The following is a 22,263-nucleotide window of genomic DNA, read 5'->3' as shown; positions in this document are numbered from 1 at the left end:
TTCCGAGACTACCCGACCGAGTGCTCGGTTGGTTAAGAATCGCCGTCAGCCGACCTTGACCGACCCGGCCTCGTACGTGCCCGATCCGCCCGGCGGAACCGTGCCCGTCGTCGGGCCGGTGCAGTTGGTGGCCGTGTACACGGTCAGGGACGCACTGGAATTGTCGGCAATGGCCTGTGGGACCGTGGCGTTGCCGAATGCGAGACATCCGGACGGATCAACATAGGTATTGCCATTGATGATCACCGTGCCCGTGGCGGCCTGCGCCGGCGCGGCCGCGAGCGCGGCCAGAAACAGGCCACCCATCAGGATCGGATGCACTGTCGGGCCCCACGCGATCGCGGAAATCCCGCCGGCGCGATGAGTTCTACCGCCCACGATTGTCTCTATAACGAAGACCTCTGCCCGGAGCCGGGCGGCACGCAGAACAACGGGTGCGGCCGCAGACGTCCGGCCGAATCGAAGGAGCGTCATGGTCCTGCGGGATTCCGTCGAACGCGAGGGCGCGCCGGTGGCGCTGTCCGACTTCGAGGAGCTCACCGGCCGTTATCGGCCCGAGCTGCTCGCATACTGCTACCGGATGCTCGGATCGATCGACGAGTCCGAGGACATGGTGCAGGACACCTACCTTCGAGCCTGGCGCTACTTCGACCGATTCGAGGGCCGCTCGTCGGTGCGGCTGTGGCTCTACAAGATCGCGACGTCGGCGTGCCTGACGGCGCTGGAGACCCGCAAGCGCCGCCCGCTGCCGTCGGGGCTCACAGCGGTCGACACCGTAGGCGCCTCGGCGGCGAATCCGGAGCGGGGCATCCCCTGGCTCCAGCCCGCGCCGGACAGCATCCTGCACGCCGCGACGGGCGACCCCGCATCGGTGGTGAGCCACCGCAGCACGATCCGATTGGCGTTCATCGCAGCGCTGCAACACCTTTCGGCCCGGCAGCGCGCGGCCCTGGTGCTGCGCGACGTCCTGGGCTGGCGGGCGAGCGAGGTCGCCACGATGCTGGACACCACGACCGCGGCCGTCAACAGCGCACTGCAACGCGCCCGCACCCAGCTCGCCGCGGCCGGCCCGGTACCCGACGAGCTCAGCGAGCCGGACGAGCCGGGAATCCGGACCCTGCTCGACCGCTACGCCGCCGCATTCGAACACGCCGATGTTCGCGGCCTCGCCGAGTTGCTGCGTGCCGAGGTGGAATTCGAGATGCCGCCCGTCCCCACGTGGTATTCGGGCCGCGAGGCCGTCTGCGAATTCCTCGCCGACAACGTCCTGCGGACGCCGGGGCGGTGGCGCATGGTCCCCATCCGCGCCAACGGATCGCCCGCGTTCGCGGTCTACGAACGCGAACCGGACGACACCTACCGCCTCTTCTGCATCCAGGTGCTGTCGGTGGTCGAGGGCGGCGTCGCGCGAGTCGTGACCTTCCTCGCCCCCGGTCGGCCGGAAAGGTTCGGAATCCCTGAGACTTTCACCGCAGCAGGCCGGAGCGACTAGACCTCACGCAAGCGTGTCGCCGTGGGTCTGCCGGCCCATCAGGTAGGTCGCCTGAACGGTCAACTCGCGCAGGCGTTCCGGAGCCGTGGTGCGCGGATTGCCGGACAGCACGACGAGATCGGCGCACTTGCCCGGCTCGAGGCTGCCGATATCGGAGTCGAGATGCAATTGCCATGCGGCGTCGATGGTTTGGGCCCGAATGGCCTCGTCGATGCCGATGCGCTGCTCGGGCGCCAGGACCCGGCCGCTGCCCTTGGCGACACGCGTGACGGCGGTCGCGATGTTGCCAATCGGGCCGGGCGGGGTGACGGTGCCGTCGTTGTGGAAGGAGATCCGCAACCCGGCGTCCAGGGCCGCGCGCGCGGACATCCAGTGCGCGCCGTGCTCGGCTCCGAACAACTCGTCGATGAGCACATCGCCCCAGTAGTAGACGTGCTCCATGAACAGGCTCACCGTCGCGCCTGACCGCCGTGCCCGGGTGAACTGATCCGGGCGCATGGCGCCGCAGTGTTCCAGGCGCGCCCGCAGATCGCTCGGCATCCCGGTCAGCGCGTGTTCGTAGGCGTCCAGCACCACATCGATGGCGGCATCGCCGTGCACATGGCACGCCAGCTGCCAGCCCTGACCCACGAAGGCCGTCGCCAGCTGCCGGACCTGCTCCGGGGTGTAATTCATGCCGCCGTGGTGATGCGGGCCCAGGCCCATCCGGGCGGTCGTCTCGTCGGTGAGATACGGGAAGGTGGTGTCGATATTGCCCTGCCAGGGCGAGCCGTCCGCCCACATCTTCATCCCGATCTGGGCGAACAGCGTGTCCCCACCGGGCCAGGTGCGCGGCGCGAGGTGTCCGCGGTCGGCGGCCAGCTGCGGGGTGCCGATCTCGTAGGCGCGGATGCGGAGCTTGCAGTCCGGGTCCGTGGCCATGGCGGTGTACAGCCCACGCTGGGAGTCCTGGTAGCCGTGCTCGCTCGCGGTCGCGATTCCCGCCCCGGCCAGCTGCCCGTAGGCCCAGCGCATATTGCCCGGCATCGCCGACTCGGCGTTCTCGGCGAACGGCGCGCCCAACCGCATGATCGCGGCGACCTCGAGCACCTCGCCGGTGAGCTGCCCATCCGGGCCGTGCACATAGCGCGCGCCGGTCGGGTCCGGTGTCCGGGCGGTGATTCCCGCCAGCGCGAACGCCGCGGAATTGGCGTAGGCGGCATGCCCGCTGTTCGCGACCAGCACCACCGGATTGTGCGGTGCGAGCGCATCGAGCTGCTGCATCGTCGGCAGTTGTAGATCGGTTTGCAGCAGAATGTCGATGCCGTACAACAACACCGGCGTGCCCGCGGGCGCGCGGTGCACCGCATCGGTCAGCTTCCGCAGCACCTCCGCACCGGTCGGCACCACGAACGGCCGCACATCGACCGCAGGTGGCGCCAGCGCGGCGGCGATCTGCGAGGGATGACTGTGCGGCTCCACGAACGCGGGCAGCACCGCGCGCCCGGCCAGATCGACCACCTTCGTGTGCGGGCCCCGCAGCTCCATCACCCCGGATCGGGTCCCGACGAGCGTGATCCGCCCACCGGTCACCGCGAGCGCCTCGACCTCCGGCGCGCCGGGGCCGGCGGTGACGACGGGACCGCCGACAAAGATCATGTCGGCCGCCCTGGCGCCTCTCGAGGCCGAGCACGCCGCCGCACCACCGAGTGCCGCGGCCGCCACCGCACCGCCGACCATGAGCCCGCGTCGTTTGATCCCCATGCCGCGCTCCTGTTCATTCGTCGGACACTGAAACGGTATTGCACCATGACCGCAATAGGGTCGAGCTCCCGGGAACTACGCCCGGCCGATTGTCGCAGGCACAACGCTTATCGCCGGGCCCACAGCACCGGTCATGCGCTGCAACCCGCCCCGGACTTGACCTTCGGGTTACCCGAGGCTTCAGGATGGGTCGCGTGACCGATTCCGAGTACATCACAATCGGGGCGCTGGCCCGGGCCAGCGGGCTGACCGCAACGGCCCTGCGGTTCTACGACGACTGCGGGCTGCTCCCGCCCGCGCGCGTCGACGCCGTCACCGGGTACCGCTACTACACCCCCGACCAGCGGGATCGCGCCGCGACTATCCGGCGGCTGCGTGAGATCGACGTGCCGCTGGATACCGTCGCGGCGGTGCTGAACGGCGACGCCGCGCGCGCCGGGCGGCTGCTCGACACCCACGTGGACACGCTGGAGCGGCGGGCCCGGGCGGCCGCGGCGGCCGTCGCGCGGATCAAGGATGCGCTGGTCGCCGAATCCGATCCGGATCTCGTCGCGCTGCAGGCCGCCGACCTGGCCGAGGCGATCGAGCAGGTACGGTCCGCGGCCGCACGCGATGCCGGAATACCCGCGCTGACAGGGATTCTCGTCGAGGCGGCCGGCGATTCGGTGACCCTGACCGCAACCGATCGCTACCGGCTCTCGACCCGGTCGCTCGTTCCGACACGGGCGCCCGCGCGCCCCTGGTCGCTGGTCGTGCGGGCACACGCCCTCACCACATCGATCGAACCGCTCCGGCGGGCCGGACAGGTCCGCCTGGCGCCCGCCCCGGACGCACTCACGGTGACCGGTCTCGACTCCGAGCATCGCTGCCCGAGCATCGACGAGCCGTTTCCCGACTACCGGGCGATGCTCGCGGCCCTCGCCCCGCCCCGCACCCGGGTCGTGGTGGACCGCGACGCATTCCTGGCCGCGGTGCGCGAGGCCGGAGACGGCACGCTGCGCTGCGTCGTCGAGACCGACGGGAATGCCGGGACCGTCACGGTATCCGCCGACCCCGTGGGTGCCGCACGACGAATTCCGGCCGCCGTCAACGGATCCGGCGTTCGGCTGGCCTTCGACCCCGCCACCCTGTCCCCCGCGATCGCCGGCGCCGTCGGCCCCGAAATCATGCTCGATATCGCGGGCCCGGCCGACCCCATCGTCATCCGATCGGCCACCGCCGGCGAGCTCACCACCCTCGCTATGCCGTGTGCGCCGGGCAGCAGCGCCGGAGCCTAGGTCCAGACCCCGATCGGCCGGACCGCAATTATCGAGACGCCACAGCGCTCGGCCGCGCCAACCGCTCAGCGCGAGGCACGACCCGACGCGCTCACCACGCTGAAACCGGCCCAGCATGGCACTCTCGGTCCTCACCAGCGTTGGCTCGCCAACGCCGCCTGCGCCTTGCGCCCAGCTCCCCGGCACACCCGGCGCCCGGGACTCGCTCCCCACCGTACTGCTCGCCCCCGAACACCTGGTCCAGCAAGGAGAATCAGAGATGTACACCGCTGCACAATCGGCGCCCGGCGGTCCCACGTCGAGCGCCGACGATACGATGGCCGCGATCACCCGAGCCGTGACGGCGGGGCGCGCCGGAAGTCCCGACTCCGCTCGCGACGCCCTGCGGCGGATCTGGGATTCGCTTGGGCCGCAGGGTGATCCGCTACATCGCTGCACGCTCGCACATTACCTGGCCGACCTGCACGACGACGCGGCGCAGGCACTGAGGTGGGACACCCGCGCACTGGACGCAGCGGACTCCCTCACCGACGACCGCGCCCAGCGGCATCACGCCGGGCTCCACGTTCGCGGGTTCTACCCGTCCCTGCACCTGAATATCGCGGACAATCTGCGCCGGCTCGGCTCGTTCGACGCCGCGCAGCACCACCTCGCCGCCGCCCGGGAGTACTTCGACGCCCTCGGGAACGACGCGTACGGCGCAACCATTCGCACCGCCGTCGACGAAGTCGAAGCGGCCATCGACGCAAACTCCACCGAGCGCCGGGCGAGCGCACCCGACGGGCGCGCATAGCGCACCGGGGCACGGCCACGCCCGTTAATACCCGGCCCCGGCCCGCCGCCGGGCCCCGCGCGAAGATCGCGGGCATAGTGGGAAGTATGGGACAACACGCAACGGTCGCCGAGGCATGTCACCCACTGATCCGGGCCATGCTGGGGCCCGCGCCCGCGATCGGCTTCGAGTTCTGGGACGGCAGCACAATACAACCCGAGGGTGATTTCCCCGGCACGCTGCGGGTGCTGTCCAGGGATGCGCTGCGCCATCTGGTCTGGGCCCCAGGCGAACTCGGGTTCGGGCGCGCATATGTCTCGGGCAGTGTGGATCTCGACGGCGACATCTTCGAAACCGTTCGCGCCCTGCGGTCTACCGCGCCGCGCAGTACGGACATCACCCCCGCTTCCGTCCGGCGAGCCCTGGCAACCACGCGTGACGCCGTCGGTGCCCTCCTGGAGTTCGGCGCGCTGGGGCGGCGGCCGCCGGTACCGCCCGAGGAGGCCCGGCCGCGGCGCGGCCGCCTGCACACCAGGGGGCGCGATGCCGCGGCGATCAGCCATCACTACGACGTCGGCAACGACTTCTATCGCCTCGTGCTGGGCCCGAGCATGACCTACTCCTGCGCGCGGTTCGCCGCACCCGGGGACCTCGATCGCCACGGCGCGAACCCCGCGGTCGACCTGACCGGCGCCCAGGCGGCGAAACACGATCTGATCTGCCGCAAGCTGGGCCTCGGTGAGCGGTCCGGCATGCGTCTGCTCGACGTCGGCTGCGGCTGGGGTTCCATGGCGATGCACGCGGCCTCGGTGTACGGTGCGCGGGTCGTGGGCGTCACGATCAGCAGGGCCCAGGCCGAGCTCGCCCGCAAGCGGGTCGCCGAGGCGGGCCTGTCCGACAGCGTGGAGATCCGCCTGTCCGACTACCGCGAGCTGCGCGGCGAGCGATTCGACGCGATCTCCTCGATCGGCATGTTCGAACATGTCGGTACGAAGCGCACCGCGGAGTACTTCGACACCCTGCGCGCCCTGCTGGACCCGCGGGGCCGCCTGCTCAACCATGCGATCTCGGCGGCAGGAGGCTCGGTGATAGGCGGGCGGTCCTTCGTCGGGCGTTATGTCTTCCCGGACGGGGAGCTGATCGACGTCGGACGGGTCGTGCTCGCGATGGAACGCGCCGGTTTCGAGGTGCGCGATGTCGAATCGCTGCGTGAGCACTATGCGCTGACACTGCGCAGGTGGGTGGCGAACCTCGAGGAGGACTGGGATCGCGCGGTGTCCCTGGCCGGTGCGGGCCGCGCCCGGGTCTGGCGGCTCTACATGGCCGCCTCCGCGGTCGGCTTCCAGGACGGCGAGCTCGGACTGCACCAGGTGCTGGGCGTGGTACCCGGCGAACGCGGCGACGCCGATCTCCCCGGCACCCGCCGCCCGTGGTTCTGAGCGCTTTACACACCATACTTGAATTCGACGTCAAGTTTGAATACCGTAGCGGGCACCGCGATCGGTACACCGCCCTCGCGGGACGAATGGGGCGAGGATGCAGGCGAATACGAGGGTCCAGGACTGGCTCGGACTGGGCACCCGCACGATCGCGACGAACGGCGTCGAACTCCGCATGGTGGACCACGGCCAGGGGCCGCCGGTGGTGTTCTGCCACGGCTTTCCCGAGCTCGGATTCTCTTGGCGACACCAGGTCTTCGCGCTCGCGGCGGCCGGATTCCGCACGCTGACCCCGGATATGCGCGGCTACGGCGGCAGCTCGCGGCCCCCGGAGGTCGAGGCGTACGCGATGGCGACACTCTGCGGGGACATGGTCGGGCTGCTCGATGCGCTGGAGCTCGAGGATGCCCTCTTCGTCGGCCACGACTGGGGCGCCTCGGTGGTCTGGCAGACCGCGCTGCGCCACCCCGGCCGGGTACGTGCGGTCGCGGGTCTGAGCGTCCCGATCGCACCGCGCCCGCAGGCCCCGCCCCTATCGATCCTGCGCGCCCGGCTGGGCGAGGACTTCTACATGAACTGGTTCCAGCAGCGGGACATCCCCGACGCGGCGATGGCCGCCGACGTCCGGCGATCCCTGCTGCACGACGATGTCCTCACCGTCGCCGACCTGACCACGGGCGACGGCGCCGACCGGCCGCTGCCACCATGGCTGAGCGAGGCCGAATTGGATTACTACACAGCAGTATTCAGCGAAACAGGCTTCACCGGCGGGCTCAACTACTATCGCAATCTGGACCGCGACTGGGAGCTGTCCGCGCAGCTGGCCGACGCGAAGATCACCTGCCCCGCGCTCTTCATCGCCGGCGCGGACGACGCGGTGCTGCGGTTCTCCCCGCCGTCGAAGCTCGCGGCGGTGCTCACCGACCTGCGCGGCACCCTGCTGCTCGACGGCGCGGGCCACTGGATTCAGCAGGAGCGCGCCGCGGAGGTCAACACCGCGCTGATCGACTTCGCCCGCGACGTCCACGGCGCCTGACCCGCAACTCGACGTGGGATTCGTTTCTCGAGATTAGATTCGGTGTACGGCCGATGTCACCACCCGATCCGGTCGCGACGGTGCGGCCCGTAGGAAGGAGAGCCCGATGGACCTGTTCACCGGTTCGGACCGCGCACAGGGATATGTCAAGACCCTCACGGCCTTCATGGACGAGTGCGTCTACCCGGCCGAGTCCGTCTATGCCGAGCAGATGCGCGCGGCGGGCGACCCGCACCACCATCCGCAGATCCTCGAGGACCTCAAGGCCCAGGCGCGCGAGCGTGGGCTGTGGAATCTGTTCCATCCGCATCCGGAATGGGGTCCGGGCCTGACCAATCTGGAGTACGCGCCGCTGGCCGAGATCATGGGCCGCAGCCCGGCGCTGGGCCCGGAGGCGTGCAACTGCGCGGCCCCGGACACCGGGAACATGGAGGTGCTGACACTGTTCGGCACCGAGGAGCACAAGCAGCGCTGGCTGGAGCCGCTGCTGGCCGGAACCATCCGCTCGGCGTTCGCGATGACCGAACCGGCCGTCGCGAGCTCGGATGCCACCAATATCGAGATGAGCATGCGACGCGACGGCGACGAATACGTGCTGAACGGGCGGAAGTGGTTCGCCTCCAACGCAATGCACCAGAACTGCCGGGTGCTCATCGTGATGGGCAAGACCGATCCCGCCGCGGCGCCGCACCGCCAGCAGTCGATGATGGTGGTTCCGATCGACGCGCCCGGCGTCACGGTGGTGCGCAACTTGCCCGTGTTCGGATACAACGATCGCGAGGGACACGCCGAGATCACCTTCGACAACGTCCGGGTGCCGCTGCACGACGTACTCGCCGGCGAGGGTGAGGGTTTCGCGATCAGCCAGGCCCGCCTGGGGCCCGGCCGCATCCATCACTGCATGCGCGCCATCGGCATGGCCGAGCGGGCCCTGGAATTGCTGTGCCGCCGTGCCGAATCGCGAACCACCTTCGGCGCCAAGCTCAGCGACCGCGCCAACATCCAGGACTGGATCGCCGAGGCCCGCATCGAGATCGAGCAGACCCGCCTGCTGACCCTCAAGGCGGCGTGGATGATGGACACCGTCGGCAACAAGCAGGCGCGGGTGGAGATCGCCGCGATCAAGGTCGCGGCCCCGAATATGGCGCTGAAGATCGTCGATCGGGCGATCCAGGTGTACGGCGCCGCCGGTGTCACCGAGGATTTCCCGCTGGCGAGCTTCTGGGCGCATCTGCGCACCCTGCGCCTGGCCGACGGCCCGGACGAGGTGCACAAGCGCAGCATCGCGCGGGCCGAGCTGGGCCGGTATCGGCAGCGCGGGGTCGCCGGCGCATGACGGACGACACCTCGCCGCACGCGGGATCGGATCAGCTACAACAGGATTCAGGTTCGGTCATCCGGCCCGACGGCAAGGGCGGCTTCGATCTGGACGAGGCCGCGATCGGCGGCCGGCTCGCCGACGCGGGCCTCGAGCACCGGCTTCCGTTGCGCGCCACCAGGGTTGGGCTCGGCCAATCAAATCTGACCTTCGAGCTCGGCGATGCCGACGGCCGTCGCTGGGTGTTACGCCGTCCGCCGCTCGGCCGGCTGCTCGCCTCGGCGCACGACGTGGCGCGCGAGGCGCGGATCCTGTCCGCGCTGGAGGCGACCGAGGTTCCGGTCCCCCGCGTGCACGGGGTGTTCCGCGACGGCGAAACCCCGGTGGTACTCATGGAATTCGTCGACGGCCTGGTCGTCGACAGCGTCGCCATCGCCGAATCGCTGACGCCCGAGCATCGCCACGCGATCGGAACGGCATTGCCGCGCACGCTGGCCCGCATCCACGCGGTAGATCTCGACGCGACCGGCCTGACGGATCTGGCCAGCCACAAACCGTATGCGGGCCGTCAGCTCGCGCGCTGGTCACGACAGTGGGAACAGTCGCGCACCCGCGAGCTGCCGCAATTGGATCGCCTCACCCAGCGGCTGCGCGACGCGATTCCGGAGCAGCATGAGATCGCGCTGGTGCACGGCGATTTCCACATCCGCAACGTGATCACCGATCCGAAGTCCGGCGCGATCGACGCCGTGCTGGACTGGGAGCTGTGCACGCTCGGCGATCCGCTGGCCGATATCGGCAGCCTGCTGGCGTACTGGCCCGAACCCGGCGAATCCGGGGTGGGCAATTTCGCCATGTGCACCCTGCCCGGCTTCCCCTCGCGCGCCGAGATCGCCGCGGAATATCTCGCCGCGACCGGCAGAGACACCGCGGCACTGGGATTCTGGCACGCGCTGGGACTGTGGAAGATCGCGATCATCGCCGAGGGCGTCATGCGCAGGGCACAGGACGATCCGCGCAACCGGGCCGCCGCGGGCACGCCGACGGCGGAACAGATTGCCGCGGTGGTGGATACGGCCGACCGGGTGGCGACCTCCGCCGGGATCTAGCACCCGACTACTCCCCCGGCGGCAGCTGCAGCGCGTTGACCCACGGCCGGGAACGAACCCGCGGCCGTTTGTGACCGATCGCGCGCGGATGTGGCGTGCGCCCGGCGGTAATGTGACGCCATGCAGACCGGCGAACCGAGCAAGACAGCGATCGCGGTGGCCTGGGCCCGGGCCGATCACCAAACCCTCGACGAGCCACGGATATTCACCGATCCCCTGGCGGCGAAGATCGTCGGCCCGCCCACCGGCCGGCCGGAGATCTTCGACACCGCCCTGGATCCGGATCGGATCCGCACGCGGCGGCTGCTCATCGCCGCCCGCAGCCGCTTCGCCGACGATACCGTGGCGGCCGCGGTCGCCGCCGGAACCCGGCAGGTGGTCGTGCTCGGCGCGGGCCTGGACACCTCGGCCTACCGCAATCCCCACCCCGACGTGCACTTCTTCGAGGTCGACCACCCCGACACCCAGGCGTGGAAACGCACCCGGCTGGCCGAGGCGAGCATCGCAATCCCCGGCACGCTCAGCTACGCTCCGGTCGATTTCGAGCGGGAATCCCTCGCCGACGGCCTGGCCGCGGCCGGATTCGATCGCGCGCGTCCCGCACTGTTCCTGTGGCTAGGGGTGGTGATGTACCTGACCGCGGCGGCGATCGAGAGCACCCTGAGCTATATCGCCGGACAGGGCGGCGGCGGGGAGGTGGTGTTCGACTTTCTGGCTCCGGCGGTGGTGGACGCAGCGGCGCAGCGGGAACGGGCCGAGCGTGTCGCCGCGGTCGGCGAACCATGGCTGACCGCCCGCACCGCCGAGGAATACCGGGCGCAGTTGCATGCGCTGGGCTTCACGCGGGTCGAGGTGCTGTTCGCGGTCCAGGCCATCTCGGGCTATTCCGGGCGCCCGGATCCGGGCCCCGCCGACGGACCGGGCCTGATCCACGCGAGCACGGTGTGACACCGCGGCCGCCGGACGAACCCGCCGAAAACCTCACCAGCCAGCTCGAGTTCGAGACGATGCTGCTCGGGCGGTACAGCCTGACCACACAGCGCAGCGCCGCCCGTCTCGATCGCAGCGCGTACACACTGCTGTCTCGGCTGCGCGTCGAGGGCGCGATGTCCATCGGACAGCTGAGCGAGGCCCTGGGCCTGGACACCTCGACGGTGAACCGGCAGACCGCGGCCATGCGGCGCGCCGGGCTGGTGGACCGCATCCCCGATCCCGAGGGCGGCATGGCCCGCAAGTTCCAGGTCAGCGCGGAGGGCGCCCGGCAACTGGAGGCCGACCGGTCGGAGTCCGTTCGACACCTGGACGCCATCCTGGCCGAGTGGTCCCCCGAAGAGCTGAGCGCCCTCGTCGGCTACCTCGAGCGGTTCAACACGGACATCGAGCGCTACCACGGCCGCCCGTGGCCCCGTCCGTAGCCTGGCCCCGACCGACTCCGCGCCGGGGCCACGCGCCTGCCGCCGGGTGTCGTGCCTGTCCACGATTCCCGCGCGGTCGCACTCAGATCCCTGACGTCGGAGGGATGACGGCCGAGACGCATGCCGCGGACGGCAGCCGCCGACTCAGTCCGGGGTATCGGCGGTGGTCGCCCGCGCGGGAATGTGCCGGGCGAACGCGGCCCACAGGATGGTACCGAAAACCGTTGCCGCGAAACCGATCTCGCACACCCTCGCCCAGCCACCGGACTGGTAGGCCCAGCCCGCGGTGACCGATCCGGCAACGCCGCCGAGGAAGTAGGTCACCATGTAGGCGGTGGTCAGGCGGCTGCGCGCGGCCGGATCCAGCGCATAGATCGCGCTCTGGTTGGAGAGCTGGATCCCCTGGATGCCGAAGTCGAAGACCAGCAGCGCCACGATCAGGATCGCGAGTTCGTGCCCGCCCCAGGCCAGCAGCGCCCAGCTGGCCAGCAGCACCACCCAGACCAGCGTCGTCACCGTGCGCAGATGTCCGCGATCGGCGAGCCTGCCCACCACCGGCGCACCCAGCGCACCCGCCACCCCCGCGATGCCGAACAGTCCGATCACGAACTGGGAGTAGTGATATGGGCTGCCGTGCGCCCCCGACAGCAGGAATGCCAGCGCGGTCCAGACCGCGGAGAAGCACGCCATGCCGATGAAACCGAGCGCCATGCGGTGGCGCAACATCGGGTGGCGCCGGATCAGCGCGAGGATCGAGACCAGCACCTCCCCGTACCGCTCCCCCGACGCGGCGCGACCGGTGACCGGCGTGAGCAGATAGACGCTCACCGACATCGCCAGCTGAATTGCCGCGGCGGCGATCAGCACCGACCGCCAGCCGCCGAGCTGCGCGACCGCGCCCGCCAGCACCCGAGACAGGAGGATGCCCAGCAGCAGCCCGCTCATCACGGTGCCGACGATCTCCCCGCGACGCGCCGGTTCGGCCAGCGCCGACGCCCACGGCACCACGACCTGGGCGGCCGAGGCGGTGACGCCGGTGGCGAACACGGCCATCAGCAGGATCGGGAAAGTCGGCGCCGCCGCGGAGATCGCCAGCGCCACGACCGAGGCCGCCAGCAGCGCGGGCACCATCCGGCGGCGCTCGACGAAGTCGCCGAGCGGCACCAGCAGCGCAAGGCCGGAAAGGTAGCCCACCTGCGCCGCGCTGATCAGCAGCGCCGCGGTGGCGGTGGAGATCCGAAGGTCGCCCCCGACCTGATGCAGCAGCGGCTGCAGGTAGTAGAGACATCCCGCGGACGAACCGGCCGTCACCGCGAAGATGAGCACGAGCATCCGGGTCAGCCGGGCCTGGGCGGAGGCGGGAGCCGGGGCGGTCGAAATAGTCACTTGTCCATGATCGGCCGCTAGGGCAATCAATGGAAGCGATGAATTTCGATACCCCCATCGACAATATAGATACGCAGGTAGGCTGACAGCCATGGAGCTGCGTCAGATCGAATGCTTTCTGGCCTGCCGCGACCTCGGGTCCTTCACCGCGGCAGCCAGATCGCTGAACCTGGTGCAGTCCGCGGTGTCGACGAGCATCGCCAAGCTCGAGCGCGAGCTCGGTGTGCGGCTGTTCGACCGGACGCCCCGCGCGCTCGAGCTCACCGAGTCCGGACGGGCCATGGTCGTGCCCGCCGAGTCCATGCTGCGGGCGCGGCGCGAGATCGTCGATGCGATCGTTGCCGCGCGCGGCGAGGTCCGCGGCGAGGTGGTGCTCGGCAACCTCATGAACATCCGCTCCCTGGACCTGGCCGGCGTGCTCGCCGATATGCACCGGCGCTATCCGGGGCTGACCGTGCAGATGCGCCAGAGCATGGCGGGCGTGCGCGGCAATGTCACCGGACTGCTGGACGGCAGCCTCGACATCGCGCTGCTGGCAGGCACCGAGGACGAGATCGCGGGGCTGCGGCTGTATCCGATCAGCGAGGAGACCATCGTGCTGTGCGTACCGCCGCAGCATCGACTCGCGAATATGGCGATCACACCGGAGGCGGTCGCGGGCGTGCGGTTCATCGACTATCCCCCCGGCTGGGGCATCCGCCGCATCGCCGAGGAGTGGTTTCCGCTGCGCCACCCCGTCATCGAGGTGGCCGACCAGGAGTTCGCGCTCGAGCTGGCGGCCAAGGATTTCGGCGTCGTACTGGTCCCCCGGTCGGTGGCCGGACGACATCCAGCGCTCGTCGCACTGGATCCGCAGGCCGGGGCGATTCCATGGAAATTGACCGTGGCGCACGACGCCCAGCGCACGCCCTCACACGCGGCGCAGACGGTAATCGACACGCTCCGAAGGTAATTCGTGCGTTGGCACGCATCGTCGGCCCAGCGACGCGGCCGACGCCCTCACCGCGCTGAGCGATATCGGCGCCGTGCGCCGCCTGCTGGATCAGCAGGAACTCGACGCGGTGCGGATCGCGCGACGCGAGTCGAAGTCGTGGGCCGAGATCGCCACCTACCTCGGGGTGACCCGGCAGTCGGCCTGGGAGCGCTGGCGCGACCTCGACGAGCAACCGGAGCGCAAGGGACACCAGGCCGAATCCACAAGCGCCGCGGGCGAAGTCGATATCGATGTCGAAGGCGACACGGTCTCCGACGTGGTCAGCGCCGTCATGCGGGAGCGGCGCAGGCGATCGACGGCTCAGGTGCCCAGCGTACTGGGCCTGGAATACGAGAAGGCCCGGGAGGTCTTGGCGCACAACGCCTTGACGGCCATCAGCGGCGATCCCGGCACGCCCCTGCCGGGTCCGGGCGAATCCGGCTGGATCGTCACCGATCAGAGCCCCGAAGGGGGCGCGCGGGTGCCCGCCGGGTCGCCGGTGCGACTGTGGTTGCGGCGAGACGGCGGCAGCGGCGTGCGCGAACCCCGTCACCCGTTCCCGCCGTTGCGTTCCATTCCGGAACTGCCCGAGCCGAGCGGCCGCACGGCGGACTGACGCGAAATCCTCAGTGCCGCTTGAGCCGAGGCCGAACCGGCGGCCAGTGCGGCTACCGCGTGACAAGGAGGCTTGGCAGCAAGCTGTCATTGCGCTCCCAGCCTGCTCACAGGCCCCCGCGGATACATTAGGTATGCAGACGAAGTCGCCACGCGGGGCACGCCGTGGAAAGTTGTGGTTCGTCGTCGGCGCGGTCGCCGCCGTCGCGCTCGTCGCCGGAGCCGTGGCGACACCGCTGGCACGAGCCGCGGTGCACGGAACGGTTGCCGCACACCGTAATTCGGCGCCCGCCGCCGCGCCCGCGCCACTGCCGCCCGGGCTGCCGGCCATACCGGGCCTTCCCGCACTGCCGGCGCTACCCGGGCTGCCGTCGACCGGCTCCGCGGGCACCGCCCCCGCCCCCGCGCAGCCCTCGCCCCAGGCGCTGGCACAGCAGATGCAGTCCGCCATCGTCGCGGCCTCGCCCGGCACCCAGGTCGGCATCGACGTCGTCGACACCGGCACCGGTGCCACGGTCGCCGAGCTCAACAGCGGCGGACAGTTCTACACGGCCTCGGTGGTGAAGCTGCTGATCGCCCTGGACGAGCTGAATTCCCAAGGCTGGCAGGCCGATCCGGCGACCGCGTCCCAGCTGGATCAGATGCTCTCGAGCAGTGACGACGGTATCGCGGATGCGCTGTGGGACACCGACGGCGGCGGCGCGATCGTGAGCCGCATGGCCGGACTGATGGGGCTGACCGCCACCCAGCCGCCCTCGGATCCCGACCAGTGGGGCGAAACCCTCACCACCGCACAGGATGTCGTGGCGATCTATCGCTACCTGGACACCGCGGTGCCCGCGCCGGCCCGCGACGTGATCATGAACGGCCTGCAGGGCGCGCAGCAGACCGCCGCCGACGGCACCGATCAGTATTTCGGCATCCCCGATGGGTTGTCTGGCACCGACTGGGCCATCAAGCAGGGCTGGATGTCCCTGGACAGCGGCACCACGCTGGACACCACCGGCCTGGTCGGCGCGGGCCCCGGTAAGCCGATGCACTACGCGGTCGTCGTGCTCAGCTCGCAGCCCGCCTCGGTCAGCTGGAGCAACGGCGGAGCCGCGCTCACCGCGGGCGTGCGGGTCCTACAGGGCAGGCTGGTCTGACCGGACCAGTTCCTCGCGGACGGCGATGATGCCCACGGTCACCTCGCGGAAGCTGGTGGACAGCGGACTCAGACCCAGTCGCAGGCCGCGGGGCGGCCGGAAGTCCGGAATCACGCCCCGATTCCACAGCTTCGCCGTGAGCTCCGCGAACCTCGGGTGGTCGATCATAAGGTGCCCGCCGCGCCGCTCCGGCTCGAGCGGCGAGCTGATCTCGGCACCCAGCGGCACCAGGTGCTCGCGCACGAGCTCGAGCGCATAGCCGGTCAGCGCAACGGATTTGGCGCGCACCGCGGCCATGCCGGCCGTGTCGATCAGTTCGAGGGTGTCCTGAATCGCGAGCATGCCCAGGATCGGTGGCGTGCCGCTGAGCATCCGTCGGATCCCTTGTGCCGGTTCGTATCCCTGCGCCATCTCGAACGGCTGGTCACGCCCCATCCAGCCCCACACCGGCTGGCGGAAGTCGTCGAGATACTCCGCCCGCACGTAGGCGAACGCGGGCGACCCCGGGCCGCCGTTGAGATATTTGTAGGTGCATCCGACCGCGAAATCCACTCCCCAGGAATCGAGTTCGAGCGGCACCGAGCCGACCGAATGACACAGATCCAGCAGCAGCAGGGCGCCGGCGTCGTGCGTCACCTGCGCCGCGGCCGCGGCATCCAGCAGATAGGCCGACCGGTAGGCGACGTGGCTGAGCACCACCAGCGCCGTGCGCTCGGAGACCGCGGCGGCGAGTTCCTGCGCGTCGACCCCGCCGCGCGGGTCCGATTCGATCCAGCGCAGGGTCAGGCCGAGGTCGTGCGCGATGGACTCGAGCACATAGCGGTCGGTGGGGAAGTTGTCGCGGTCCACCACGATCTCGGTGCGCCCCGGGCGCATCGCGAGCGCGCCGCGGGCAAGTTTGTACAGCAGGACCGTGGTGGAGTCGCCGATCGTCGTCTGCCCGGCGGCCGCACCGAGAACCGTGGCGGCGAGCATGTCTCCCATCGCGATCGGCATGTCGAACCACTGCTCGTCCCAGCCGCGGATCAGGCGTCCGCCCCAGTCCTCCACGATGAACGCCTTGATCCGGTCGAGGCTGGCTCGCAGCGGGCGGCCCAGCGAATTCCCGTCCAGGTAGGCGGGTATCGACGAATCCTGCGCGCCGACGAAGAGATCGCGATACGAGTGCAGGGGATCCGCGGCGTCCAGGGCCGCCGCCCGGGCGAGTGCAGGTGTGGTCATCAGCGTCCGATCTCGTGGTGTACGGGCGAAGAGTATCGAACGGCCGCCCGGTCCGACGCGGAGATGCGGTTTCCGGGATCATGACAGCTGAACTGTTCAGTTCTAACTGTTTAGTCTAGACTTGTGATTGTCACAGCCGACGAAAGGGACCACCACCATGCACTTCGGCATCCACTACATCGACTTCCTGCCGGGCGATCCCGCCGCACTCGGCCCGATGCTGGGCCGCACCGCGGTCGCCGCCGAACAGGCGGGCGCGGACATGTTCACCCTCGCCGACCACTTCTTCCAGATGGAGACCTTCGGCAAGGCCGAAGATCCGTTCCTCGAGGGCTACACCAGCATGGGCTTCCTGGCCGCGCAGACCGAGCGCATCGCACTGACCATGCTGGTCACCGGCGTCACCTACCGATATCCCGGCCTACTCGCCAAGATCGCGACCACCCTGGACGTGCTCTCGCAGGGCAGATCCATGCTCGGCCTGGGCGCGGCCTGGTACGAGCGCGAGCACATCGCGCTGGGCGTGCCATATCCCCCGCTGCGCGACCGGTTCGAGATGCTCGAGGAGACGCTGCAGATCTGCCTGCAGATGTGGAGCGAGAACGACGGCCCCTACGAGGGCAAGCACTACCGGCTGGCCGAGACGATCTGCCGGCCGCAGCCGATCCGGCGGCCGCCGATCTACCTGGGCGGGAGCGGGGAGAAGAAGACCCTGCGCATGGTCGCGCAGTACGCGGACCTGTGGAATACCACCTCTCCCCTGCCGGAGCTGCCGCACAAGCTCGATGTGCTGCGCCGCCACTGCGACGCCGTCGGCCGCGACTTCGCCGAAATCCGGCTGACGGGAGGCCAATTCATGGACCCGTTCGCCGATCCGGACACCTATCTGAAGACCGCCGAGGAGTACGCCGCGCTCGGCTTCGACCTGATCAACATCGGCCCGCTGCCCGGCAATCCGGACCCTGCGGGCTGGGTCACCCGGTACGGAGAAGAGATTGCTCCACGGCTGGCCGATATCGGCTGAGCATCGGACCGATTCGCCGCACGGTCCACCCCCGCGGCCGGCGGGTGAGCATCCGGCCGGGACAATGGTTTCGTGCCCCGATGCGAGTCGATCGCCGAATTGGACGGCGCGGTGGCAGACTGCCGCGCCTGTCCTCGGCTGGTCGCATGGCGCGAGGAGACCGCACGCACCAAGCGGGCCGCGTATCGCGACGAAACCTATTGGGGGCGACCGGTTCCCGGGTTCGGCCCGGCCGACGCGCCACTGCTGATCGTCGGCCTGGCCCCGGCCGCGCACGGCGGCAACCGGACCGGACGCATGTTCACCGGCGATCGCAGCGGCGACGTGCTGTACGCGGCGATGTACACCGCGGGACTGGCCAATCAGCCGACCGCGACCCATCGCGACGACGGCTTGCGCCTGCTGGGCGCCCGGGTGACCGCGCCGGTGCACTGCGCACCGCCGGACAACAAACCCACCCCGTCCGAGCGCGACAACTGCCGCCATTGGCTGAAGATCGAACTCGAACTGCTGGCGCCCACCCTGCGGGCGATCGTCGTGCTGGGCGGATGGGGCTGGCAGGCGCTGTTCCCCACGCTGGCCGAAGCGGGCTGGAGCGTGCCGCGTCCACGTCCGAAATTCGGCCACGGCGTGCGGTATCGGATCGAGCCCGAGCTGCCGGGGCGGTCCGAACTCACCGTCTTCGGCTCTTATCACGTGAGCCAGCAGAACACCTTCACCGGGCGCCTCACCCCCGCGATGCTGGAGGCCGTGCTGATCGATGCCGCCCACGCCGCGGGGTTGCCCACCCACCGGACTGACGCGGCCAGTGCATCCCGGCAACGCACAGAACCCCGGGGTGGCCACCCGGGGTTCTGAGGCATGGGCCACGTTGTGCGCGACCCGGATTCGACCGAATCGGGATGAGGGACCGTCCGGTCGAAGTTGGTGAGCGACTATCCGAAGGATCCCGTCCACAGGGTGCCGAGAATCCCATTGACTGCGGCACTTCCCGTGCCGAGCAGACCGGAAAGAGCCGCACTGCCGGTGTCGATGATTACCGGGATCATATTTCTACCTCTCGTCCAACGGAATTCATGTCACTCTCGCAAGCTGGTGTTGCTTCCGATTGACACCACTCTGCCGTCCCGAACTGACCACGAGCCGTTCGGAAGCTGACAGTTAGCTGTCAGCAGCTCCGCGGCCGAAGAAGGCGTTCGGCCGCCATGTGACCCTCCTCACTCCGCAGAGCTGTCACAAGAACGGACTCGCCGCCATCTCATGGGCATCCTCGGAAAACGGAAATACAGGAGACAGTCATGAACCCCAGAATCGATATGATGGGCAACGAATTCGCGGCCAAGTTCGGCAAGCGGTTCGCCGGAGTCAGCCTGATGCTCGATCAGTCCACGCTGCCGAAAACTGTCCAGGAGCTGGTAAAGATCCGCGCCAGCCAGATCAACGGATGCGGATTCTGCACCGATATGCACACCAAGGACGCCGCGGCCGCGGGCGAGACGCCGGTTCGCCTCAACCTGATCGCCGCATGGCGCGAGGCCACGGTGTTCACGGACGCCGAGCGCGCGGTCCTGGCATTCACCGAGGAGGGCACCCGCCTGGCCGACCTGCACCAGGGCGTCAGCGACGACACCTGGGACCAGGTGCGCAAGCATTTCGACGACGATCAACTCGTCGCACTGGTGTGCCTGCTCGGCATGATCAACGCCGCCAACCGGATGAATGTGATCGTGCGGATGCCCGCGGGCTCCTACGAGCCCGGAATGTTCGCCGAAATGGTGAAGAGCGCCGGGTAATCAATGCCGGAGCCAGGTCCCGGATCCCCTGCGATCCGGGACCGGTGACCATCGCCACTTTTCATTCGACGCCACCGACCGCTCGGTCTGCTTCAAGTAAAATTGATTCTTTCCGTGCAATGAAGGAATCCCGTGGACGATCTCACCGTGACCCGAGCAATTTCCGATTTCGACAAGGCGGTCGTCGAACTGCTGCGAGCCTCGGGATGGCTCCACCACGTACACAACTCCGCATCCGGCGCCCCCGCGGCAGCGCCCGAACTTCTGGCCGCCGCCAGGGACCGGCTCGAGGCGATAACCCTGCAGCCGGGCGTCTTCGACCACCTCTATCACGAGGCCGCCTGACGCGAATCCGCACACCGCACTCCACATCTCGCTCGCCGGAAGTGCTGCCGGTCCCGCGCAATGCCGCTACCGTGTTGGGCGACAAGCCTGTTCCGCGTGGTCTATGTGAACAAAGGAATACAGATGCGACGTGCAGTGTGGATTCTCGCCGCGGGAACCGTGGCGCTCGCAGCGCCCGGCTCGGCCTCGGCGGCCCCCGCATTGGCCGCGCCCGACGTGCAGTTCACTGCCTCGGGCCCCGGCGCGATCACCGCGACCGTACACAACAAGAACACCCAGAAGGGCACGGTCTGCTGGGCGGTGGACGCCGACAGCAACGCCACCTTCGGCTCCGGCGGCGCCGATTCGTACGCCGGCCCCGGCCAGACGATCAGGGTCTCCCTCCTGAACCTCCCTGCCGGCCCCGTCCACGCCGTGGCGTACTGCGCCTACCACACTCCCCCGCTCGGCTCGCACGACTACACCTCGTCCGCCCCCACTCCGCCCGCGACGATCAACGTCACCGCCGGCGGCGGCGGAATCCCCTCCCTCAGCAGCGGCATGTAGCCCTCGCCCCACCCCCGAACCACCCCCCACAACCCGCCGTACGGTGGCGATTTGGCTGAACCGGGGGGTGGTGGGGTAATCTCGTCGAGCACCGCAAAAGCGGAGGCCACGGGCTGTGGCGCAGCTTGGTAGCGCACCTGACTGGGGGTCAGGTGGTCGCAGGTTCAAATCCTGTCAGCCCGACAACGAAAAACCCCTTCCGACCTCGGTCGGAAGGGGTTTTGCTTATTGGACTGCTCGAAGCCTTGGGACCAATTTGGGACCAGATGGCGCTCTCAGATGGATAGACAACCTGGCCCCGTCGCCTTGCAACGCCTCGTTGTCAGGATGGAGGTAGCGCTCTGTGATTCTGGGATCGGTGTGACCGGCAATCTGCTGAAGACGGTGAAGAGGAACGCCGGCGTCGGCGAACCAGGTCAACCCGGTGTGCCGCAAGTCGTGCCGACGCAGATGCTCGTAACCGAGCTTGGCGACGACGTCCGGCCAGTGCGTCGCTCGGCGAAGCACACCCGTCTGGATCCGACCGCCGCGCGGGCCGACGAACAGGCGAGCGTCCGCCTTGCCGTTGGCCGCCTCGATTCGGTTGAGCACCATCGGACGAAGGTCCTCGATGATCGGAACCTTGCGCGACCGTTTGCCTTTGGTGCCCTTGTCCTTCAATCCACCTGGCCCCGGTGAGGTTTGGCGCCGCAAGGTCCAAATCCACTGCTCGGTGTCGATGTCTTGCACTCGGCAGCCGGACACCTCTCCGATTCGTGACGCGGTACACGCTGCGAATATCACTACATCACCCCAGACCGCGTACTGGTCGGATGACGCAGTGACCAACGCCCCCGCCAGCTTGGTCAGAGTGTCCCAGTTGGGCAACGCGAGCGACCGTGGATCATCCAACTCGTCCTCGTATCGGTCATATTGCCGCTGCCACCCGGTGACCTCGACTCGATTCCGCTCGATCACCTCGTCGCGAACGGCCTGGTCGATGACCCGGGATAGTGCCGCGAGACTGTTCTTGACCGCGGATCTGCTGCAGCCGTCAGCAATCCAGCCGCTGACTGCACGGTCGGCAACACCCGCTGTGATCATGGTGACGGGGAGATGGCCGATCGTTGGAACGACTCGCAGCCGCCAGGCTGGCTGATAGGCATCTCCCGCAGTCTTGCCCTCGAGACCTCGCATTGCGGTGTCCCAGTTGGCATTTCCATAATCCTTTAGCGTCGCGGACGCCATCGTCGGGTCTACGCCGCGTGCCGCGGCCTGCCGAATGTTCTCGATCCATTCTTCGGCATCGTCTCGGGAATCGAACGACTCAGACTTCGAGTGCGGCGTGTTGCGGGTGTTGTTCGGCGGCCCAGAGGAGTCGGGCTTTGGCGACGGGGTAGCTGCGGGCGTAAAGGGTGGTGGCAAGGCGCACACCGCAATACCGACGAGACCGACCACACGAAGCCGCCCGAGACCACGATAAGGACACCACCACGCTGCGGCCACGCGCCCCGATAACGCCGGCCGAACCCACTCCGATATCGGTTGCCGCCTACCTCATTACCCGCACCGGCACCGATGACGACCCCGACCACATGCCCATCCCACACGGTTTCGAGCACCACTACCCGGACG

The 22,263-nt window shown here is 69.0% G+C and carries 22 protein-coding genes and 1 tRNA gene; 18 read left to right on the top strand and 5 right to left on the bottom strand.

Going from position 1 to position 22,263, the window contains the following annotated elements:
- Nucleotides 1-45: 45 nt before the first annotated feature.
- Nucleotides 46-378, bottom strand: coding sequence for a hypothetical protein (locus ABH933_RS31050; RefSeq protein WP_429423263.1), 333 nt, complete (start codon nt 376-378; stop codon nt 46-48).
- Nucleotides 379-472: 94 nt separating this feature from the next.
- On the opposite strand from ABH933_RS31050, the gene ABH933_RS31045 reads away from it, so the two are divergent.
- On the top strand, nt 473-1,492 hold the full coding sequence (locus ABH933_RS31045) for a sigma-70 family RNA polymerase sigma factor (protein WP_429423262.1): 1,020 nt from the start codon (nt 473-475) through the stop codon (nt 1,490-1,492).
- A gap of 3 nt (nt 1,493-1,495) precedes the next feature.
- Here the strand turns inward: ABH933_RS31045 and ABH933_RS31040 are convergent, their stop codons facing one another.
- A complete protein-coding gene (locus tag ABH933_RS31040; protein ID WP_429423261.1) occupies nt 1,496-3,235 on the bottom strand; it encodes an amidohydrolase in 1,740 nt (579 codons plus the stop codon).
- Between the two features lie 194 nt (nt 3,236-3,429).
- Here ABH933_RS31040 and ABH933_RS31035 point away from each other — a divergent pair, with 194 nt between their 5' ends.
- From ABH933_RS31035 to ABH933_RS31000, 8 genes are all read left to right on the top strand, one after another.
- Nucleotides 3,430-4,512, top strand: a complete 1,083-nt coding sequence (locus ABH933_RS31035) for a MerR family transcriptional regulator (protein WP_429423259.1) — start codon at nt 3,430-3,432, stop codon at nt 4,510-4,512.
- Nucleotides 4,513-4,771: 259 nt separating this feature from the next.
- On the top strand, nt 4,772-5,305 hold the full coding sequence (locus tag ABH933_RS31030; RefSeq protein ID WP_429423257.1) for a hypothetical protein: 534 nt from the start codon (nt 4,772-4,774) through the stop codon (nt 5,303-5,305).
- An 86-nt stretch (nt 5,306-5,391) separates the two neighbouring features.
- A complete protein-coding gene (locus ABH933_RS31025; RefSeq protein WP_429423255.1) occupies nt 5,392-6,723 on the top strand; it encodes a class I SAM-dependent methyltransferase in 1,332 nt (443 codons plus the stop codon).
- Between the two features lie 97 nt (nt 6,724-6,820).
- Nucleotides 6,821-7,759, top strand: coding sequence for an alpha/beta fold hydrolase (locus ABH933_RS31020; RefSeq protein WP_429423253.1), 939 nt, complete (start codon nt 6,821-6,823; stop codon nt 7,757-7,759).
- A 106-nt stretch (nt 7,760-7,865) separates the two neighbouring features.
- Nucleotides 7,866-9,095, top strand: coding sequence for an acyl-CoA dehydrogenase family protein (locus ABH933_RS31015; protein WP_429423250.1), 1,230 nt, complete (start codon nt 7,866-7,868; stop codon nt 9,093-9,095).
- Nucleotides 9,092-10,186 carry a phosphotransferase family protein gene (locus ABH933_RS31010; RefSeq protein ID WP_429423248.1) on the top strand — a complete coding sequence of 365 codons (1,095 nt, stop codon included), beginning with the start codon at nt 9,092-9,094 and terminating at the stop codon, nt 10,184-10,186. Before ABH933_RS31015 ends, ABH933_RS31010 begins: the two co-directional genes overlap by 4 nt.
- 120 nt (nt 10,187-10,306) lie before the next feature.
- Entirely contained in the window at nt 10,307-11,134 is an 828-nt protein-coding gene (locus ABH933_RS31005) for a class I SAM-dependent methyltransferase (protein WP_429423246.1), read from the top strand.
- Nucleotides 11,131-11,601, top strand: coding sequence for a MarR family winged helix-turn-helix transcriptional regulator (locus ABH933_RS31000; RefSeq protein ID WP_429423244.1), 471 nt, complete (start codon nt 11,131-11,133; stop codon nt 11,599-11,601). Before ABH933_RS31005 ends, ABH933_RS31000 begins: the two co-directional genes overlap by 4 nt.
- Nucleotides 11,602-11,745: 144 nt before the next feature.
- On the opposite strand, the gene ABH933_RS30995 is transcribed toward ABH933_RS31000, so the two are convergent.
- Nucleotides 11,746-12,987 (bottom strand): MFS transporter, encoded by a 1,242-nt coding sequence (locus ABH933_RS30995; RefSeq protein ID WP_429423243.1) that lies wholly within the window; start codon nt 12,985-12,987, stop codon nt 11,746-11,748.
- Nucleotides 12,988-13,078: 91 nt separating this feature from the next.
- On the opposite strand from ABH933_RS30995, the gene ABH933_RS30990 reads away from it, so the two are divergent.
- From ABH933_RS30990 to ABH933_RS30980, 3 genes are all read left to right on the top strand, one after another.
- Nucleotides 13,079-13,939: a LysR family transcriptional regulator gene (locus ABH933_RS30990; protein ID WP_429423241.1), complete on the top strand. Its 861-nt coding sequence runs from the start codon at nt 13,079-13,081 to the stop codon at nt 13,937-13,939.
- A 73-nt stretch (nt 13,940-14,012) separates the two neighbouring features.
- Nucleotides 14,013-14,576, top strand: a complete 564-nt coding sequence (locus ABH933_RS30985; RefSeq protein WP_429423239.1) for a PASTA domain-containing protein — start codon at nt 14,013-14,015, stop codon at nt 14,574-14,576.
- Nucleotides 14,577-14,709: 133 nt separating this feature from the next.
- A complete protein-coding gene (locus tag ABH933_RS30980; protein WP_429423237.1) occupies nt 14,710-15,720 on the top strand; it encodes a hypothetical protein in 1,011 nt (336 codons plus the stop codon).
- Here the strand turns inward: ABH933_RS30980 and ABH933_RS30975 are convergent.
- The gene (locus ABH933_RS30975) at nt 15,700-16,941 is read right to left on the bottom strand and encodes a kynureninase (protein WP_429423235.1); all 1,242 of its coding nucleotides are present in this window, start codon (nt 16,939-16,941) and stop codon (nt 15,700-15,702) included. The genes ABH933_RS30980 and ABH933_RS30975 overlap by 21 nt on opposite strands.
- A gap of 157 nt (nt 16,942-17,098) precedes the next feature.
- On the opposite strand from ABH933_RS30975, the gene ABH933_RS30970 reads away from it, so the two are divergent.
- The 6 genes from ABH933_RS30970 to ABH933_RS30945 all read left to right on the top strand — a co-directional run bounded on the left by ABH933_RS30970 (nt 17,099) and on the right by ABH933_RS30945 (nt 20,832).
- Entirely contained in the window at nt 17,099-17,965 is an 867-nt protein-coding gene (locus ABH933_RS30970) for an LLM class F420-dependent oxidoreductase (RefSeq protein WP_429423233.1), read from the top strand.
- A 72-nt stretch (nt 17,966-18,037) separates the two neighbouring features.
- Entirely contained in the window at nt 18,038-18,823 is a 786-nt protein-coding gene (locus tag ABH933_RS30965) for a uracil-DNA glycosylase (RefSeq protein WP_429423231.1), read from the top strand.
- Between the two features lie 440 nt (nt 18,824-19,263).
- Complete coding sequence (locus ABH933_RS30960) at nt 19,264-19,758, top strand: carboxymuconolactone decarboxylase family protein (protein WP_429423229.1); 495 nt, start codon at nt 19,264-19,266, stop codon at nt 19,756-19,758.
- A 132-nt stretch (nt 19,759-19,890) separates the two neighbouring features.
- The gene (locus ABH933_RS30955) at nt 19,891-20,103 is read left to right on the top strand and encodes a hypothetical protein (protein WP_429423227.1); all 213 of its coding nucleotides are present in this window, start codon (nt 19,891-19,893) and stop codon (nt 20,101-20,103) included.
- Between the two features lie 123 nt (nt 20,104-20,226).
- The gene (locus ABH933_RS30950) at nt 20,227-20,649 is read left to right on the top strand and encodes a hypothetical protein (RefSeq protein WP_429423225.1); all 423 of its coding nucleotides are present in this window, start codon (nt 20,227-20,229) and stop codon (nt 20,647-20,649) included.
- Between the two features lie 109 nt (nt 20,650-20,758).
- Nucleotides 20,759-20,832, top strand: a tRNA-Pro gene (locus ABH933_RS30945).
- Between the two features lie 42 nt (nt 20,833-20,874).
- Here the strand turns inward: ABH933_RS30945 and ABH933_RS30940 are convergent.
- The gene (locus ABH933_RS30940; protein WP_429423223.1) at nt 20,875-22,086 is read right to left on the bottom strand and encodes a tyrosine-type recombinase/integrase; all 1,212 of its coding nucleotides are present in this window, start codon (nt 22,084-22,086) and stop codon (nt 20,875-20,877) included.
- Nucleotides 22,087-22,263 lie beyond the last annotated feature (177 nt).

It is taken from the genome of Nocardia sp. GP40, from assembly GCF_050434125.1.
GTDB lineage: Bacteria > Actinomycetota > Actinomycetes > Mycobacteriales > Mycobacteriaceae > Nocardia > Nocardia albiluteola.
The sequence above is the reverse complement of the archived record's forward strand: the minus strand, read 5'-3'. Positions and strand labels throughout refer to the sequence as shown.